This window comes from Variovorax terrae, from assembly GCF_022809125.1.
Taxonomy (GTDB): domain Bacteria; phylum Pseudomonadota; class Gammaproteobacteria; order Burkholderiales; family Burkholderiaceae_C; genus Variovorax_A; species Variovorax_A terrae.
The window spans coordinates 133,685-150,554 of sequence record NZ_JALGBI010000002.1 but is presented as its reverse complement, the minus strand read 5'-3'; the positions used below and the strand labels follow the sequence as shown (position 1 = coordinate 150,554).

11 protein-coding genes are annotated in these 16,870 nt (G+C 67.9%); 6 read left to right on the top strand and 5 right to left on the bottom strand.

All coding sequences use genetic code 11. The annotated features are described in order from the left end of the window. Positions 1-3: 3 nt before the first annotated feature. A complete protein-coding gene (locus tag MMF98_RS16055; RefSeq protein WP_243307658.1) occupies positions 4-1,263 on the bottom strand; it encodes a class I SAM-dependent methyltransferase in 1,260 nt (419 codons plus the stop codon). A 103-nt stretch (positions 1,264-1,366) separates the two neighbouring features. Between MMF98_RS16055 and MMF98_RS16050 the strand changes: the two genes are divergently transcribed. From MMF98_RS16050 to MMF98_RS16025, 6 genes are read left to right on the top strand one after another with little or no spacing between them, the layout of a single operon-like run. Next, positions 1,367-3,763 carry a bifunctional salicylyl-CoA 5-hydroxylase/oxidoreductase gene (locus tag MMF98_RS16050; RefSeq protein ID WP_243307656.1) on the top strand — a complete coding sequence of 799 codons (2,397 nt, stop codon included), beginning with the start codon at positions 1,367-1,369 and terminating at the stop codon, positions 3,761-3,763. 2 nt (positions 3,764-3,765) lie between these two features. Beyond that, positions 3,766-4,254, top strand: coding sequence for a MarR family winged helix-turn-helix transcriptional regulator (locus MMF98_RS16045; protein WP_243307654.1), 489 nt, complete (start codon positions 3,766-3,768; stop codon positions 4,252-4,254). Further along, positions 4,251-5,105 (top strand): enoyl-CoA hydratase family protein, encoded by an 855-nt coding sequence (locus MMF98_RS16040; RefSeq protein WP_243307653.1) that lies wholly within the window; start codon positions 4,251-4,253, stop codon positions 5,103-5,105. The genes MMF98_RS16045 and MMF98_RS16040 overlap by 4 nt, the downstream gene beginning before the upstream one ends. 4 nt (positions 5,106-5,109) lie before the next feature. Then, positions 5,110-6,303 carry an acyl-CoA dehydrogenase family protein gene (locus MMF98_RS16035; protein ID WP_243307651.1) on the top strand — a complete coding sequence of 398 codons (1,194 nt, stop codon included), beginning with the start codon at positions 5,110-5,112 and terminating at the stop codon, positions 6,301-6,303. A gap of 4 nt (positions 6,304-6,307) precedes the next feature. Beyond that, positions 6,308-7,918, top strand: coding sequence for an AMP-binding protein (locus MMF98_RS16030; protein WP_243307649.1), 1,611 nt, complete (start codon positions 6,308-6,310; stop codon positions 7,916-7,918). Positions 7,919-7,941: 23 nt separating this feature from the next. After that, a complete protein-coding gene (locus MMF98_RS16025; RefSeq protein ID WP_243307647.1) occupies positions 7,942-8,337 on the top strand; it encodes a RidA family protein in 396 nt (131 codons plus the stop codon). 12 nt (positions 8,338-8,349) lie between these two features. Here the strand turns inward: MMF98_RS16025 and MMF98_RS16020 are convergent, their stop codons facing one another. The 4 genes from MMF98_RS16020 to MMF98_RS16005 all read right to left on the bottom strand — a co-directional run bounded on the left by MMF98_RS16020 (position 8,350) and on the right by MMF98_RS16005 (position 16,733). Then, entirely contained in the window at positions 8,350-9,045 is a 696-nt protein-coding gene (locus MMF98_RS16020) for a glutathione S-transferase family protein (protein ID WP_243307645.1), read from the bottom strand. A gap of 118 nt (positions 9,046-9,163) precedes the next feature. Then, positions 9,164-10,258 carry an OmpA family protein gene (locus MMF98_RS16015; protein WP_243307644.1) on the bottom strand — a complete coding sequence of 365 codons (1,095 nt, stop codon included), beginning with the start codon at positions 10,256-10,258 and terminating at the stop codon, positions 9,164-9,166. Between the two features lie 11 nt (positions 10,259-10,269). Further along, entirely contained in the window at positions 10,270-13,530 is a 3,261-nt protein-coding gene (locus MMF98_RS16010) for a hypothetical protein (protein ID WP_243307642.1), read from the bottom strand. Then, a complete protein-coding gene (locus tag MMF98_RS16005) occupies positions 13,527-16,733 on the bottom strand; it encodes a CARDB domain-containing protein (RefSeq protein WP_243307640.1) in 3,207 nt (1,068 codons plus the stop codon). The genes MMF98_RS16010 and MMF98_RS16005 overlap by 4 nt, the downstream gene beginning before the upstream one ends. Between the last annotated feature and the right edge of the window lie 137 nt (positions 16,734-16,870).

Sequence of the window (16,870 nt, the reverse complement as noted above, 5' to 3'; positions counted from 1 at the left end):
CCGTCACCTGTACATGTAAGTTCTGTTGAACGGGTAAAGTGATTGTGCACCCCGCAGCGTGCCGCTGTCGACCCGGCCATCGGGTTTCGTCGCGAGGATCTGGTGCAGCGAGATCCATCCGCGCTCGAAGCTCATGGCGCAGCCCGACAGGTACAGGCGGTAGGCACGCAGGATTTTCTCGGCGCGCTCGCCGGCCGTGCGCAGCAGCACCTCGTGCGCTTCGGCCAGTTGCGCCTCCAGCGCGTCCGACCAGGCCCACAGCGTGCGCGCATAGTGCGGCCGCAGGTTCTCGGTGTCCACCATCTCGATGCCGGCCAGCGCCATGTCCTTCAGCACGTGGCTCACGTGCAGCAGTTCGCCGCCGGGAAAGATGTATTTCTCGATGAAGTCGCCCATGCCGCCGCCGAGCTGGTTGTTGTCCGGCCCGCCGGCGGTGATGCCGTGGTTCATCACCAGCCCGCCGGGCCGGAGCAGTCGGCCGATCTTGCCGAAGTAGGCGGCCATGTTGGCGCGCCCCACATGCTCGAACATGCCGACCGAGGACACCTTGTCGTAGGGCTGGGACTCGTCGAGTTCGCGGTAGTCGCGCAGTTCCATGCGCACGCGCCCTGCCAGGCCCTTCTCCTCGATCAGGCGGCTCACATGGGCATGCTGGTTCTTCGACAGCGTGATACCGGTCGCGTCCACCCCGTAGTGCTCGGCCGCCCACAGCAGCAGGCCGCCCCAACCGGCGCCGATGTCCAGGAAGCGCTCGCCGGGCTGCAGCAGCAGCTTGCGGCAGACATGGTCGAGCTTGGCTTCCTGCGCCTGCGCCAGCGTCATGCCGGCCTCTCGGTAGTAGGCGCAGGAATACACCTGGCGCGGGTCCAGCCAGAGCGCGTAGAAGTCGTCCGAGACGTCGTAGTGGAACTGGATCTGCGCGGCGTCCCGCTCGCGCGTGTGCGCCGCCAGCGACTTGGCGCGGTGCATCATGTGGGCCCACCAGTGGGTGTCGCTGTTCACCGGGTTGCCCGGCAGCAGGCCGGCGGCGGCGGCCATCAGGTCGCGCATGCTGCCCTCGATCTCCAGCCGGCCCTCGACATAGTCTTCGCCCACGGCGCCGATCTGCCCGGCCGCCAGCCGCGCCAGGCTGGTCCATTCGGAAAACGACAGGGTGACGGCCGTATCCCCGGACCCGAGGCGCCGCCCCCCGGGCAGCTTCAGCGACACCGGCACGGGCAGCGCAGCCAATTGCAATTCGACTTTGGGAATGAGGTTTTGCATGGGTAAATTCTTGTGGCTGTCGCCCTGGCCGTCAACCGGCCCCAGGAATTCCCCGTGATTGCGACGATTGACAATAATTTGTTTAGGTCTAAACTATTTCACCATGAATATCCTTTGCGTGGGCGGCGGCCCGGCCGGCCTGTACTTCGCGCTGCTGATGAAGCAGCAGGACCCGGCCCATCGTGTCGTCGTGGTGGAGCGCAACCGGCCCTTCGACACCTTTGGCTGGGGTGTGGTGCTGAGCGACCAGACGCTGGGCAACCTGCAGGCCGCCGACGCCCCCACGGCCCGGCTGATCGGCGATGCCTTCAACCACTGGGACGACATCGAGGTGTTCTTCAAGGGCCGCAGCGTGCGCTCGGGCGGCCACGGCTTCTGCGGCATCGGGCGCAAGAAGCTGCTCAACATCCTGCAGGAGCGCTGCCTGGCGCTCGGGGTGGAGCTGGTGTTCGAAACCGACGTGACGGACGACCAGGCGCTGGCCGCGCAGTACGAGGCCGACCTCGTGATCGCGAGCGACGGCCTGAACAGCCGCATCCGCAACCGCTACGCCGCCACCTACCAGCCCGATGTGGACCTGCGTCAGTGCCGCTTCGTCTGGCTCGGCACGCGCAAGACCTTTGACGCCTTCACCTTTGCCTTCGAGCAGACCGAGCACGGCTGGTTCCAGGCCCATGCCTACAAGTTCGATGACGACACCTCCACCTTCATCGTGGAAACCCCGGAGGCCGTCTGGCAGGCCCACGGGCTCGACACGATGCCGCAGGAGGAGGCCATCGCCTTTTGCGAACGCCTGTTCGCGAACTACCTGGACGGGCACAAGCTCATCAGCAACGCCACGCACCTGCGCGGCTCGGCCATCTGGATCCGCTTCCCGCGCGTGGTGTGCAAGACCTGGGTCCACCGCGAGCGCATCCAGGGCCGGGACGTGCCCTTCGTGCTGATGGGCGACGCGGCCCACACCGCGCATTTCTCCATCGGCTCGGGAACCAAGCTGGCGCTGGAGGATGCAATCGACCTCGCGAACGAGTTCGGCGGCGCCGGCGCCGGCGGCATGGACGCGGTGCTGGCCGGCTACGAGGCCCGCCGCAGCGTGGAAGTGCTCAAGATCCAGAACGCCGCGCGCAACTCCACCGAGTGGTTCGAGAACGTCACGCGCTACAGCGGCATGGAGATCGAGCAGTTCGCCTACTCGCTGCTCACGCGCAGCCAGCGCATCAGCCACGAGAACCTGCGCCTGCGCGATGCGAAGTGGCTCGAAGGCTACGAGGCCTGGCTGGCGGGCCGCGCCGCGCCGCGCGGGGGCCATCCCGTGCCGCCGATGCTGACGCCGCTCAAGGTGCGCGGGCTCGAACTCAAGAACCGCATCGTCGTCTCGCCCATGGCCACCTACAGCGCGGTGGACGGCGTGCCGCAGGACTTCCATCTCGTGCACCTGGGCGCCCGCGCGCTCGGCGGCGCGGCCCTGGTGTTCGTGGAGATGACCAGCCCGACCCCCGAGGGCCGCATCACCCCGGGCTGCCCCGGCCTGTGGAACGACGCGCAGGCCACGGCCTTCCGGCGCATCGTCGATTTCGTGCATGGCCAGAGCAGCGCCAGGATCGGCCTGCAGCTCGGCCACAGCGGCCCCAAGGGCTCGACCCAGCTCGGCTGGGAAGGCACGGACGAGCCACTGCCCGCGCCCAGCGGGCGCCCTGATGAAGCGCCGAATTGGCCCCTGCTGTCCGCCAGCGCCCTGCCCTATGGCGAACAGAACCAGACGCCTCAGGCCATGACACGCGCGGACATGGACCAGATGAAGCAGGCCTTCGTCGATGCCACACGCCGCGCCGCCGGCGCCGGCTTCGACTGGCTGGAGCTGCACTGCGCCCACGGCTACCTGCTGTCGGCCTTCATCACGCCGCTGACCAACCTGCGCACCGACGACTACGGCGGCAGCCTCGAAAACCGCTGCCGCTTTCCGCTGGAGGTGTTCGCAGCGATGCGCGCAACCTGGCCCGAGGACCGGCCCATGAGCGTGCGCATCTCGGCCCACGACTGGGCGCCGGGCGGCCACACGGCCGACGACGCGGTCCAGGTGGCGCGGCTGTTCCAGGCAGCGGGCTGCGACTTCATCGACGTCTCCTCGGGCCAGACCACGCGCGCGGCCAAGCCGGTCTATGGCCGCATGTACCAGACGCCGTTCTCCGACCGCATCCGCAACGAGGTGGGCATCCGCACCATCGCCGTGGGCGCCATCAGCGAGGCCGACCACGCCAACAGCATCATCGCGGCCGGCCGCGCCGACCTCTGCGCCATCGCGCGGCCGCACCTGGCCGACCCGGCCTGGACGCTGCACGAAGCCGCCCGGCTGGGCAGCCGCGCCGTCGACTGGCCGCGCCAGTACCTGAGCGGGCGCGACCAGCTCTACCGCGAGATTTCCAAGCAAAAACAGGCCGATGTCCAGGTGCAGCGGTCATTGGATGCTATGAAAACAATAGCAACCGACGAGGAGCACTGACCATGGACCTGGAAGCCCGCGCCCACAGCGAACACCCCGAGGCCCTGCGCCTGTGGCTGCGCCTGCTGACCTGCACGCAGCTGATCGAGAAGCAGGTGCGCGCCGGCCTGCGCGAGCAGTTCGACACCACGCTGCCGCGCTTCGACCTGATGGCCCAGCTCGAGCGCGCGCCCGAGGGCCTGAAGATGAACGAGCTGTCGCGCCGCATGATGGTCACCGGCGGCAACATCACCGGCATCACCGACCAATTGGTGGCCGAGGGCCAGGTCGAGCGCGTCGAGGTGGCCGGCGACCGCCGCGCCTACCGCGTGCGCCTCACCCCCCAGGGCCGCCAGCTGTTCAACGAGATGGCCCAGCAGCATGAGAGCTGGATCGTCGACGCCTTCGCCGCCCTGGGCAGCAAGGACATCGCCAGCCTGCACAAACTGCTGGGCAAGGTGAAAGACCACGCCCAGCGCCCTCCCCAAGACCCTTCCACGGAGACCGCATGAAACACTACATTGGCGCAGGCAACCCGATGCGCGCCCAGTTCGACGCCCAGGCCGGCTATGCCGCGCGGCATTTCGCCTGGCAGTTCGAGGCCGGCGTCGGCACCATCACGCTGAACCGGCCCGAGCGCAAGAACCCGCTGACCTTCGACTCCTACGCCGAGCTGCGCGACCTGTTCAACGCGCTGCGCCACGCCACCGACGTCAAGGCCGTGGTCGTCACCGGCGCGGGCGGCAACTTCTGCTCGGGCGGCGACGTGCACGAGATCATCGGCCCGCTCACGAAGATGAGCATGCCCGAGCTGCTGGAGTTCACCCGCATGACGGGCGACCTCGTGAAAGCCATGCGCGGCTGCCCGCAGCCCGTCATCGGCGCGATCGACGGTATCTGCGCCGGCGCGGGCGCGATGATGGCATTGGCCTGCGACCTGCGCTACGGCACGGCCGCCACCAAGACCGCCTTCCTGTTCACCCGCGTCGGCTTGGCCGGTGCCGACATGGGCGCCTGCGCCCTGCTGCCGCGCGTGATCGGCCAGGGCCGCGCCTCGGAGCTGCTGTTCACCGGCCGCGCCATGACGGCGCAGGAAGGCCTGGCCTGGGGCTTCTTCAACGCACTGCACGAAGGCGCCGAGCTGCTCGGCAAGGCCCAGGCCATGGCGCGCGAGCTGGCCGAGGGCCCGACCTTCGCCCACGGCATGACCAAGACCATGCTGGCCCAGGAATGGGCCATGACCATCGACCAGGCCATCGAGGCCGAGGCCCAGGCCCAGGCCATCTGCATGCAGACGCAGGACTTCACCCGCGCCTTCGAGGCCTTTGCGGCCAAACGCAAGCCGGTGTTCGGCGGAGACTGAAGCGATGCACCCACCCGCCCCACCCTCCACGGCGCATCTGGCGCTGCCCTTCTTCGAGCCGGCCCACCGCGCGCTGGCGCAGCAGCTCGTGGCCTGGGCGCCCACGCAGGACGTGGATGAACGTGACGACCGCGCGGCCTGCCGCGAATGGGTGCGCCGCCTGGGCGACGCCGGCTGGCTGCGCTACTGCGTGCCGGCCGCGCACGGCGGCGCGCTGCAGCGGCTGGACTCGCGCGCCCTGGTGATCCTACGCGAGACGCTGGCCTACCACTCGCCGCTGGCCGACTTCGCCTTCGCCATGCAGGGCCTGGGCAGCGGCGCCATCACGCTGGCCGGCACGCCGGCCCAGCAGCAGGCCTACCTGCCGGCGGTGGCCGAGGGCCACAAGATCGCGGCCTTCGCGCTGAGCGAGCCGGACGCCGGCTCCGATGCGGGCGCTATGAAAACAATAGCTGAAAACGACCACTCCGCGCGGACCTCTGGCACATTTCTTCTGAACGGCAGCAAAACCTGGATCAGCAACGGCGGCATCGCCGATTTCTACTGCGTGTTCGCCAAGACCGAGCCGGCGGCCGGCACGCGCGGCATCACGGCCTTCATCGTCGACGCCGACACGCCGGGCCTGGACAGCTCGGAGCACATTGCCGTGATGGCGCCGCACCCGCTGGCCACGCTCCAGTTCAACCAATGCCGCGTGCCCGCCGCCGCGCAGCTCGGCGCGCTCAACGGCGGCTTCAAGCTCGCGATGCAGACGCTGGACATCTTCCGCGCCTCGGTAGCCGGCGCGGCGCTCGGCTTCGCGCGGCGCGCGCTGGCCGAAGCGGTGGCGCACGCCAGGCAGCGCCGCATGTTCGGCCAGACGCTCGCTGACTTCCAGCTCACCCAGGCCAAGCTCGGCGAAATGGCCGCGCTGGTGGACGCCGCCGCTCTGCTGACCTACCGCGCGGCCTGGCTGCGCGACGAGGGCGAGAAGCACGGCGGCGTGCGCGTGACGGCCGAAGCCGCCATGGCCAAGATGACCGCCACCGAGAACGCCCAGCGCGTGATCGACATGGCGCTGCAGATGCACGGCGGCCTGGGCGTGAAGGTCGGCACCAAGGTCGAGAGCCTGTACCGCGACATCCGCTCGCTGCGCATCTACGAGGGTGCGACCGAAGTCCAACAGCTCATCATCGGCAAGTCTGTTTTGCAGGGGTAGTTCCATGTCCGCTCAGCCCGATCGCTTCGTCCACGACCGCCTGCCGCCGCGCGAGCAGTGGCCGCAGCTGCGCTACGACCTACCGGAGCTGCAACTCCCGCCGCACATTAACGCAGTGGAGCAACTGCTGGACCAGGCCGCGCACAAGGGCTGGGCCGAGCGGCCGATGCTGCGCTCGCCGAAGATCACGCTGAGCTACGCCGATGCGCGCGAGCGCGTGGACCGCATCGCCCGCGTGTTGGTGGAAGACCTGGGCCTGGTGCCCGGCAACCGCGTGCTGCTGCGCGGCGGCAACTCCATCGGCATGGCGCTGGCCTGGCTGGCGGTGGTGAAGGCCGGGCTGGTGGCCGTGGCCACCATGCCGCTGCTGCGCGCGCGCGAGCTGACCGACATCATCGACAAGGCCCGGCCCACGGTGGCGCTGTGCGACGGCAAGCTGCTCGAAGAGCTGCAACTGGCGCAGCGCCAGAGCCCGGTGCTGCAGACCATCGTGCCCTTCAACCTGATGAACGAGCCGGGCTCGCTGGCGATGCGGGCGGCGCAAAAGGAAGGCGGCTTCACCGCCTGCCCCACGGCGGCCGACGACATCGCGATGATGGCCTTCACCTCGGGCACCACCGGCAAGCCCAAAGCAGCCGTTCACACCCACCGCGACGTGCTGGCCGCCTGCGAGGCCTGGCCGCGCCACGTGCTGCGCGCCACGCCCGAGGACATCGTGATGGGCTCGCCGCCGCTGGCCTTCACCTTCGGGCTGGGCGGGCTGCTGGTGTTTCCGATGTGGGCCGGCGCCTCGGTCTACTTCCCCGACATTCCCTACACGCCCGAGGCCATGGTGCGGCTGATCAACGAGGTGGGGGCCACCACGGTCTACACCGCACCGACCTTCTACCGGCAGATGGCGCCGTTCGCCAAACAGGCAGGCACGCCAACGCTGCGCACCTGCGTGAGCGCCGGCGAAGGCCTGCCCGACGCCACACGCCAGCTCTGGAAGGAGGCCACCGGCCTCGAGATGCTGGACGGCATCGGCGCCACCGAGATGTTCCACATCTTCATCTCCTCCGCCGGCAGCGAGGTGCGGCGCGGCGCCATCGGCAAGGTGGTGCCCGGCTACACTGCGAAGGTGGTGGACGACGAGGGCCGCGAAGTGCCGCGCGGCACGATCGGCAAGCTCGCGGTGGTCGGGCCGACCGGCTGCAAGTACCTGGACGACCCGCGCCAGGCAAACTACGTGAAGGACGGCTGGAACTACCCCGGCGACGCCTTCCTGCAGGATGCCGACGGCTATTTCTTCTACCAGGCGCGCGCCGACGACATGATCATCACGGCCGGCTACAACGTGGGCGGCCCCGAGGTGGAGGACGCCCTCCTCAAGCACCCGGCCGTGGCCGAGTGCGGCGTGATCGGCAAGCCCGACGAGGAGCGCGGCATGATCGTCAAGGCGTTCTGCGTGCTCAAGCCGGGCCATACCGGCGACGCCGCCCTGGTCAAGGCACTGCAGGACCACGTGAAAGCGTCCATCGCCCCCTTCAAGTACCCGCGCGAGATCGAGTTCGTGGCCAGCCTGCCGCGCACCGAGACCGGCAAGCTGCAGCGTTTCCGGCTGCGCCAGCTTTGACCCCCATCCTGGGAGAGAGATTGATGAGAACACTTTTGCAGCCACCCGGCTGGGCCGCGCCCAAGGGCTACGCCAATGGCATCGCCGCGCGCGGCACCCTGGTTTTTGTGGGCGGCCAGATCGGCTGGAATGCGCAGCAGCAATTCGAGTCCGACGACTTCATCGCCCAGACCGCGCAGACGCTGCGCAACGTGGCGGCCGTGCTGCGCGAGGCCGGCGCCGGCCCCGAGCACATGGTGCGCATGACCTGGTACGTCACCGACCGGGTGGAGTACAACAGCCGCCTGCCGGAGCTGGGCGCCGCCTACCGCGAGGTGATGGGTCGCCATTTCCCGGCCATGACCTGCGTGGAGGTCTCTGCGCTGATGGAAGAGCGCGCCAAGGTCGAGATCGAGGTGACGGCGGTGCTGCCGGACTGAGCGCAAGCCGCGTCAGAACGTCCCGCGCAGAAAGGCCGGCACCGGGCGCCCCACGCTCGCGAGCCAGGCTGCCATGGCGCCCGCCACGGCACGTACTGCGGGCCGCTGCGTCAGGCGTTCGCGCCAGGCCAGCAGATGGGGTGTGGCCGGCGTCACAGGCGCGCTTTGGCGCTCGCCGAACAGCGCGGCCATGTAGAACGCGATGTCGGCAAAACCGTAGTCGGCGCCGGCCAGGTAAACCGAGCGCGCAAGCAGTAGGTCCATCTCGGCGTAATAGCGCGTGGCCGCGGCAATGGCGGCCAAGGCCGCTTCGTCCTGCAGGTTCTGCTGCAAACCCATCAGGCGCACCACGTGCGGGAAATACACCTCGTCCGAACGATGCTCTAGCAACCGCGCACGGGCGCGGGCCTGCGGATCGCGCGGCCACAACGAGGGATGAGGTTGCAGGTCTTCCAGGTATTCGAAGATCTGCGTCGAATCGAAAATTTCGAGATCGCCATGCACCAGCACCGGTACCTGGCGCTTGGGGTTGATGCGCAGCACCTCGGGATGCTTGGGCGTGTAGCCCTGCGCCCAGTCGAACGGCACCATGACGAGGTTGAACTCGAGGCCCTTCTCCAGCGCGGCGATCTGCGCCTTGGCGCCGAACATGCTGAGCGGCCCCGAGTAGAGGGTGAAGCGCGCCGGAAGGGAGGTGAGTGCATCCATGGCCACAGACCATACCACCGGCGCCCGAATGGCGCATCGCGGGCTGCAGCCCGCCGGACCGGCCGCCCCCGCCAGAACATCGTGGCGGGCGGCGGGCCTTGGCCTCGAAGCGCGCCGCCTAGCGAACCACGCCGGAGACTTCGATCGTGACGCGGCGATCCGGCTGCAGGCACTGGATCTGCTCTTCGCGCGACGACTTCTCGCTGCAGTCCTTGGTGACCGGCTCGCGCTTGCCCACGCCCTTGGCCTTCACGCTGGCTGCCTTGATGCCCAGGGATTCGAGCTGGGCCTTGACCGTGTCGGCGCGGGTCTGGGACAGCTTGTCGTTGTACTCGTCGCTGCCCAGCCGGTCGCTGTGGCCCACGATGGCGATCGACTCGATGGACTTGTAGGCCTTGAGCCGATCCGCGATCAGGGCCAGGCGCTGCAGCCCGCCGGGCAGCATCTCGTCACGCCCCGACTTGTCGAAGCGGAACAGGGTGTCGGCCAGAATGATGAAGGTTTCCTTCGTGACGCCGCCTGCCGGCTGGGCTGCGGCGGCCACAGCCGCGGCGGCAGCCGGCGCGGCACGCACCGCCGGGGCCGCGGACGCGGGCTGCGGGCAGCTGGCCGCCTCGGCGCTGGCGCGCCGCAGGGCGTCTTCCACCATCTGCACATGGACCGTGGCCTGGCGCCAGCCCGTCTGCTGCTCGGCATGGCCGGCCCGAACCAGGCGCACTTCGGCGCAGGCGACGGTGCGCGCGGTGCAGGCCAGCGTGGACTCCTTGTCCTTGTAGCCCGCGAGCTGGGCCCACAGATCGTCGCGCAGCTTCGTGCTGCGCGCCACCAGCGGCGTGTCGTAGCCGGCCCGGGCGTTCTTGTCGGCCTCCAGGGCCTGGATGATCTTGACCGACTCGGTCAGCGATTCCTCGATGTACCCCGTGCGGTCGTTCTCGTGGTACTGGGTCTTGGCCGTATCGAGCCAGCACTGGGCCTTGGCCAGCGGGTAGTTGTTCTGCGGCACACCGGCCTCGTTGAGCTTGCGCAGGCGCTGCTGCACCTGATCCAGCGTCTGCCGGTCGGCCAGGATGCGCGAATCGGTGATGCGGGCCGGCGGCGGGTACAGGCCGGTGGCCGCGGCCGAAGGCCCGGGGGCTTCCGTGCGGGCGGCGGGAAAGGAACACCCGGACAGGAGCAGCGCCGCCACCAGAGTCATTGAAAACAGCTTGTTCATGGCAGGCCTCGTCAGGGTTGGGCAGGTGCCGCGGTGGGATTCAGGGTCTTGTTCACGGTGGGATCGTTCTTGCGGAACAGGTCTTCGTCGAACTTGTAGCGTACGCCCAGAACCCAGCCGCGGTTGGTGTAGTCGCTGGCGGTCAGGTCCTTGTCGCTGAAGCCGCGCCAGTTGTAGCCCACGGTGACGAGCAGGTTGTCCATCAGGACATAGCCCGCCTCCAGGCCGTAGGCGTACTGGCGCGCGCCGCCCTGCCCCTGCAGCACGCTGAACAGGGCCCCGATCGACCAGCGGTTGGTGATGTCGTAGGTGACCCGAGCACCGAACAGCTGCGCCCGGTAGCTGTCGTTGACCGTGCCGAGCAGCAGCTCGTTGACCTGCTTGTAGGCATAGCGCCCCGACAGCCACCAGGGCCGGCTGGGGTGGTAGTTGGTGCGCAGGCTGATGATGTCGGTGCGGCTGTCGGTGCCGGCCGACAGATCGTTGTCGACCTTGCGCTCGTACAGGCCCAGCGCATCGAACTTGTTGTTGTCCACCGGCCGGTAGGCAAAGCCGACCTGGAACCGGTTCTGGCGCTTGTTGCTGCCCGCGGCCGTGCGCGGCTGCACCAGGTTGGCATAGTCGCGCGCCAGCATGGTCCAGTCGCTGTCCAGCTTGCGGGCCAGGCCCAGCGTGAGCAGCCAGTTGGTGTTGTTCGCGTCCTGGCGCCACTCCATCCGGCCCGAGCCCTTCCACAGCTCGCTGGCCGTGTATTCGAGCCCGACACCGGCCGCGGAGGCGTTGCCGGTGGGGCCGGTGACGCGCTCGACGCTGGTGAGCATGCGCAGGCCCTCGGCCAGTCGCCAGCCATTGCGCAGGCCCAGGGCCGCCTGCACGGTCTTGCCGCTGTCGCCGTCGAGCAGGCGGTACTCGCTGAACAGCGAGCCGTCCTGCATGTACTGCGTGTCGATGCCCATGGCGAACGAGTCGGAGGCCGCGCCGACCCCCAGCCCGTAGGCGCCGCCCCAGCTTCGGGAATGCTCGAGGCGTGAATACAGCCGCGTCTTCTCGGCCACCTGCCAGTCGGCGCCCAGGCGGTACAAGGTGGTGCTGTCGGTGCCAAACTCGCGCTGCAGCTCTCCCGACAGCATCACGGTGTCGGTCAGGCGGTACGTGGCGCGCCCATAGAGCGAGGTGCGGTCCAGCCCGACCGGGGCCGTGGTGGTGGCCGAGAGCGTCGTCGGCGAGCAGACCACGGGCTGGCCGGTGGCCGGATCGATCTGCTGGTTGCCCTGCTGATTGATGCCGTAACCGTTGTTGTAGCCCGAGCTACCGCCCCCCGTGCCGCTGGAGCACGTGTTGCCAGTGAGCGAGGTCAGGCTCGCGGCATTCTGCGAGACGCGCCGCACGCCGCCGCCGACGGTGAGGCGATCGCTGAGCTTGAGGTCGGCCCCGACCGAGGAGGCGTCCCGGCGGGTATCGGCGATGTCATCCTCGGAGTGGATGTACTCGCCGTTGAGCGTGAGTCGGCGGTTGACCTTGTAAGCACCCGAGGCGCCATATTCGCTGCGGCCGCCGGTGATGCCGCCCGCCGTGTTGTTGAAGCCATCGGTGGCGCGCACCGCATAGCCGCGCAGGCGCATGTCCTCGTCCGAGTGGCGAACCTCCACCCGCGCGGCACTGCCCGTCATCTCGCCGCTGCGGTTGATGAAGTTGCTGCTGGTGTTGGCGTTGTAGCCGCTCGCATTGGTGTTGACCACGCTGTTGGTGTGCGCCACCTCGGCGATGACCTCGGTATGCTGGCTCAGCTTCAGATGGAGGTTGGCGCCCGTGATCTCGTAGGGCGCGGCAGGATTCCGGTCCTTGGCCATCGACACGCCCACCGAGAGCACATCCGACAGCTTCAGGCGCGCATCGCCGCCGTAGACGAGGAACTTCTCGCCGCCCTGGTCCACTTCATAGGTGACGCGGATGGACACCGGGTTGAGCTGGTCGTCGTAGCTCGGCACCGGTGACTTGAACAGGATCTGCCCGCTGAACGGCTCGAACTCGTAGTCGGCGTTGCGGGTCAGTGCCGTGGTCTTGAGAATCAGCGAGGTCTGGTTGCGGTCGCGCACGACGATCTCGACCTTCTCCGAGCCCGTGACCCCATTGGGATTGGACACGGAGTACGGCCCGGACACGCCGCGAGCGGGGAATTCGTCGATCACCTGGCGCGACGTCTGCTGCGCCAGGAAGGCGTTGCCGGTGATGCGGCCTTCTTCGTAGTGGGCGCGCAGGCCCGACAGTGAACGGCTGTACTGGCTCAGCGAGCGCGCCGGATTGGCGTCGATCGTGGTGAAGTCGCCGTACAGCAGGTAGCTGAGCTTGTTGTCGATGCGCACGTACAGCTTGCCCGAACTCTGCGCGTCCACCCCGCGCACGCTGGAGTCGCCATACACCGGGTAGAACGCGTTCGGATCGACGTCCTGGAACAGGATCTTGCGGGTGTCCTTGTCGGAGTCATAGGCCAGCGTGAGCAGGTAGTCACCCTTGACCTTGCCCTTGAGGTACATGGCCGCGCGCGCGCCGAGGTTGGTGCGGCCGCCGTTGAAGTCCTTGGTGAAGCCGCGCAGTTCGTTGTCGAAGCCATCGTTCTCGCGCACGGGTACGATGACGCGCGGGTCGAACTTGTCCGACCGCAGGCGGCCCTCGACCAGGCCGACTGCCAGCATCTCGCGCAGATCGGGCACGTAGCGCACGATCACTTTTTCCACCACGCCCTTGACCGACACCTTCAGGGTCACGGGGTCAGGCTTGTAGGGCGCGATCAGCTTGAACGCCAGCGCGCCGTTCTTGACGGTGTACTGGATACCGGGCTGGATGCGGTCGATGTCGCCGCGATCCGCCCCCGACTCCGAGGTCTTCCGGCCAGGCAGCAGGATGCGGGCTCCGCCATCCACTTCGATCGTCACATCCACATCGACTGCAAGGGGCATGCCTTTGCCATCGAGCAGTTGCAGGTTGACGTCGGTGCCCGTCACGCCGTCGGCGGACAGGTTGTTGCCGGCCACCTTGATGAGGATCTTGTCCACCGGAGTCGACAGCCGCTCGAAGAACGAGGTAAAGGGGCGTGGGCCGATTCCCTGCTGCCCGCCCGTCTCGAACAGGCTGGTGGCATCGGGAACATCGGCACTGGTCGTGTTCTGCGCGGGCTGGGCCATGGCCATCCCCTGCATGAGCGCCATGGCCAGGGCCACCGGGGTCAGGTGTGGCAGCGAAGCACCTGGGGTTCCGGGTTTGATCGGCTTCATGGTCGGATCACTCCCGTGTCCACAGGGGTGCTGCCCATCTGGCGTGCCGCGGGCAGGATCTGCAACCCTGGCGAAGAGCGATTGTCAAGTTTCAGGGGCATGCCTTTTTCATGTTCGGGCAGCGAGGGGCCGCCTTGGGCGCGCCGCGCCTTCACCTGGTCCATCACTTCGGGGCTGCAGGAACCCTCGATGAAGTCGGCCCGGTGCATTTCGCCACCCTTCATGTCCACGAAGATGCTGTCGCCAACGCCGGCGTTGCGGTTGCTGGAGGGCACCAGGCGCGCGCCCTTAGGCAGGGTCGTGCGATCGACCTTGATCACATGCGTCTGCGGCTTCACGCCGCACAGGCTGTACTTGCCTTCGTTGTCCGTCACGATGTAGGTGCCGTCCAGCATGACCAGGCGCACGCCGGGGATGCCCAGCTCGCGCGAGCCGCCGTCGTTGCCCTGGACGAAGTTGCCGTCGCAATCCATGTAGACCTTGCCGACGATGCAGCCCTCGTTGCTGAACACACCGCCCTGGACAGTGACCTTGAACAGCGCCGTGTTCGAGCGGACGGGTGCGGCATTGGCCCCGGGGAAGGCGGCGGTGGCGCGGTTGATGCCATCGCCTTGCTGCGAACCCACGCCCAAGCGGACGAAGTAGGTCAGCTCATAGACCGTGTTGGCCGGGATCGTGCCAATGGTGAAGGTCAATGCGCGTCCCACGCCTCCGGCCGGATTCGCCAGGACGGCGTTGTTCAGGCGGGCCGTTTCCAGGATGTAGCGGAAGCCTGCGGGCAGCAGGTCTTCCAGCGTCACACCCGCGATGGGCCGGCTCGTGGTGTTGCGCATGCGGATGGTGTACTGCACCGAGTCGCCCACTTCGGCCACGGTCTTGTTGCCGGTCTTGTTCACCAGGATGGCCCCGGAAGCCAGTGGATCGAGCGGAATATGGTTGTGGATCACGCCCGCCGACGGGCTACCCCCCTGAACTGTCAGGTTGAACATCAGGAAATACTGCGTTCCCACCGCACCGACCGCACCGCCCCCGGTGACATTGGCCGCAGGCGCTGTGGCATTCGGCTGGATCGACACCAGCGCGACATTGGTGGGCGGCGTGTAAGTGCCTCCCGGCTGGGCAACCCCCCCTTGGGCGGCAGGCGTGGCGCTGTAGCCGTCCGGCGGCGTGATGCCGAGCTTGTAGCTTCCGTTGGGCGCTGACGGCAGCAGATCGAACTGGTAGATACCCGACGCATCGGTCGTCATCGATGAAGCGCCCTGCAGCAGCTGGTTGCCCGGCACGGGGTTCCCATCGGGGCCGATCAGCGTCACGACGGCCCCGGCCACCGGTTTGCGCGACACGGCGTCATAGACGATGCCGCTCGGATCGATCGGCAGGTTTTGTTCCTTGACGTTGTCCCCGGCGTACAGCGTGACGTTGCTGATCGAGCCACCAATCACCACCGTCGAAGAGCCGATCACCGATGTGGTCGTTCCCGTGGAAGAGTTGCCCGAAGCCAGGGTCGTCGTCTGGTTGAACGGCGTGGACACGATGACCTGGCCCGCCGGATTCTTGAAGCGCACGGCATAGCCGCTGCCGGGGACCTGGTTGATGATCGTGTACGAGCCGTCGGCACCCGTGATTGCATTTCCGACAACCGCCCCGTTGAGCAGCAGCTCGACATGCCAGCCCGCCAAGTCGAGATCGACCTTGGGCGTGTACAGCTTGTCGCTGTTGGCATCGAGCCAGACGCGGCCCGACAGGGAAGCATTGTTGACCGTGGCCACCGTGAGCGATGCCGTGGCCGTGTTGTTGGCCTTCGTCGATTCCGGCGTCGTCGTGTCGACGTTGGCCTTCCAGGTCAGGGAAGAGCTGGCCGTCTGCGACGCGGGGATGCTGTAAGCAACCACCGTCACGGTGGAGCTGCCTGCGGGCAGGCTCGACAACGTCAATACAGTGGTTTGAGAGCCGCCCGGCAATGTGAGGGTGGCCGTGACATTCGCTGCGGCGCTCGGTCCGAGGTTGAGAACGGTAACAGTGGCTGTGACCGTGCTGCCCGGTGCCGATGTGGCGGGGACCACCAGCGTCACGCTCACATCCGCCAGGCTGCTGATCGCCGTGATTCCGCTGGCGGTGTTGTTCGCCAGGTTGCTGTCGGGCGTGGTGCTGGTCACCACCGCCGTGCTCGTCACCACACCGCTGGCCGGCACCACGTAGGTGAAGGTGTAGCTCACGCTGCTGCCCGCACCCAAGCTGCTGGTGACCACACTGGAGCCGACCCCGTTATTGACCGTACCACTGGTCAGCGCCGTTACCGTGCCTCCGGCCACGCTCACCGTGCCACCCACATTGCTCGCCGCGCTCGGTCCGTTGTTTGCAAAGGTCACGGTGCCCGTCACCGTGCTACCCGCCGTCGCGGCGGACGGCACGCTCAAGGTCACCTGTATGTCGGCCACTGCCGTGCTCGACACGCTGAAGGTCGCCGTGTTGTTCGCCGGATTGGTGTCGTTGGTCGCTTTGCTGGTACCCGTGCCCGTCACCACCGTGCTGGTTTGCAGGTAGCTCACCGAAGCGCTGATCGTGCCCCCAGCCACCAGGCTGGACGGTACAGGGTTAGCAAACGTCACCACCCCCGTCGCATTGTTGTATGTCCCCACGCCCAGCACCACGCTGGTCACCGTCACCTTGCCCGCACCCAGCCCAGGCGTCAGCTGCAGGGTCACCGTCGGATTCACCGCCGTGTTCGCGCTCACGTTCACGAAGCTCACCGTTCCGCCCACCACGCTGCCCACCGGTGCGCTCGCGGGGAAACCCGAGAAGGTCGTGGACATGTCTGCGGCTACGACACTGGTGACCACCGTCGCCGTGTTGTTGTTCGGGTTGCTGTCGGGCGTCGTGCTGGTGCCCGCCGCCGTGTTCGTCACGTTGCCCGTCGTCGCCGTCACCGTCGCGTTCACCACCAGGGTCAGCGTCGCGCCCGAGGCCAGTGTCGTGGCCGTGGCCGCCGCGCTGGCTCCGCCCACCGTCGCCGTGCCGTTGCCGCCCGTGCTGCTGGCGCTGATCAGGCTCAGGCCCGCGCTCATCACGTCGGTCAGGGTCACGTTCTGCGCCGCGCTCGGGCCCAGGTTCACCAGCGTCACCGTGTAGCTGATCGTCGCGCCTGCCGTGCCGTTGGCGCTGGACGCCACCTTGCTCACCACCAGGTCGGCGCTGGCGCTCACCCCCGTGACCACCGTCGCCGTGTTGTTGTTCGGGTTGCTGTCGGGCGTCGTGCTGGTGCCCGCCGCCGTGTTCGTCACGTTGCCCGTCGTCGCCGTCACCGTCGCGTTCACCACCAGGGTCAGCGTCGCGCCCGAGG

Bases quoted from the DNA above. Each gene is read 5' to 3' on its own strand.
- MMF98_RS16055 (WP_243307658.1), bottom strand. From the start codon at position 1,263: ATGCAAAACCTCATTCCCAAAGTCGAATTGCAATTGGCTGCGCTGCCC.
- MMF98_RS16050 (WP_243307656.1), top strand. From the start codon at position 1,367: ATGAATATCCTTTGCGTGGGCGGCGGCCCGGCCGGCCTGTACTTCGCG.
- MMF98_RS16045 (WP_243307654.1), top strand. From the start codon at position 3,766: ATGGACCTGGAAGCCCGCGCCCACAGCGAACACCCCGAGGCCCTGCGC.
- MMF98_RS16040 (WP_243307653.1), top strand. From the start codon at position 4,251: ATGAAACACTACATTGGCGCAGGCAACCCGATGCGCGCCCAGTTCGAC.
- MMF98_RS16035 (WP_243307651.1), top strand. From the start codon at position 5,110: ATGCACCCACCCGCCCCACCCTCCACGGCGCATCTGGCGCTGCCCTTC.
- MMF98_RS16030 (WP_243307649.1), top strand. From the start codon at position 6,308: ATGTCCGCTCAGCCCGATCGCTTCGTCCACGACCGCCTGCCGCCGCGC.
- MMF98_RS16025 (WP_243307647.1), top strand. From the start codon at position 7,942: ATGAGAACACTTTTGCAGCCACCCGGCTGGGCCGCGCCCAAGGGCTAC.
- MMF98_RS16020 (WP_243307645.1), bottom strand. From the start codon at position 9,045: ATGGATGCACTCACCTCCCTTCCGGCGCGCTTCACCCTCTACTCGGGG.
- MMF98_RS16015 (WP_243307644.1), bottom strand. From the start codon at position 10,258: ATGAACAAGCTGTTTTCAATGACTCTGGTGGCGGCGCTGCTCCTGTCC.
- MMF98_RS16010 (WP_243307642.1), bottom strand. From the start codon at position 13,530: ATGAAGCCGATCAAACCCGGAACCCCAGGTGCTTCGCTGCCACACCTG.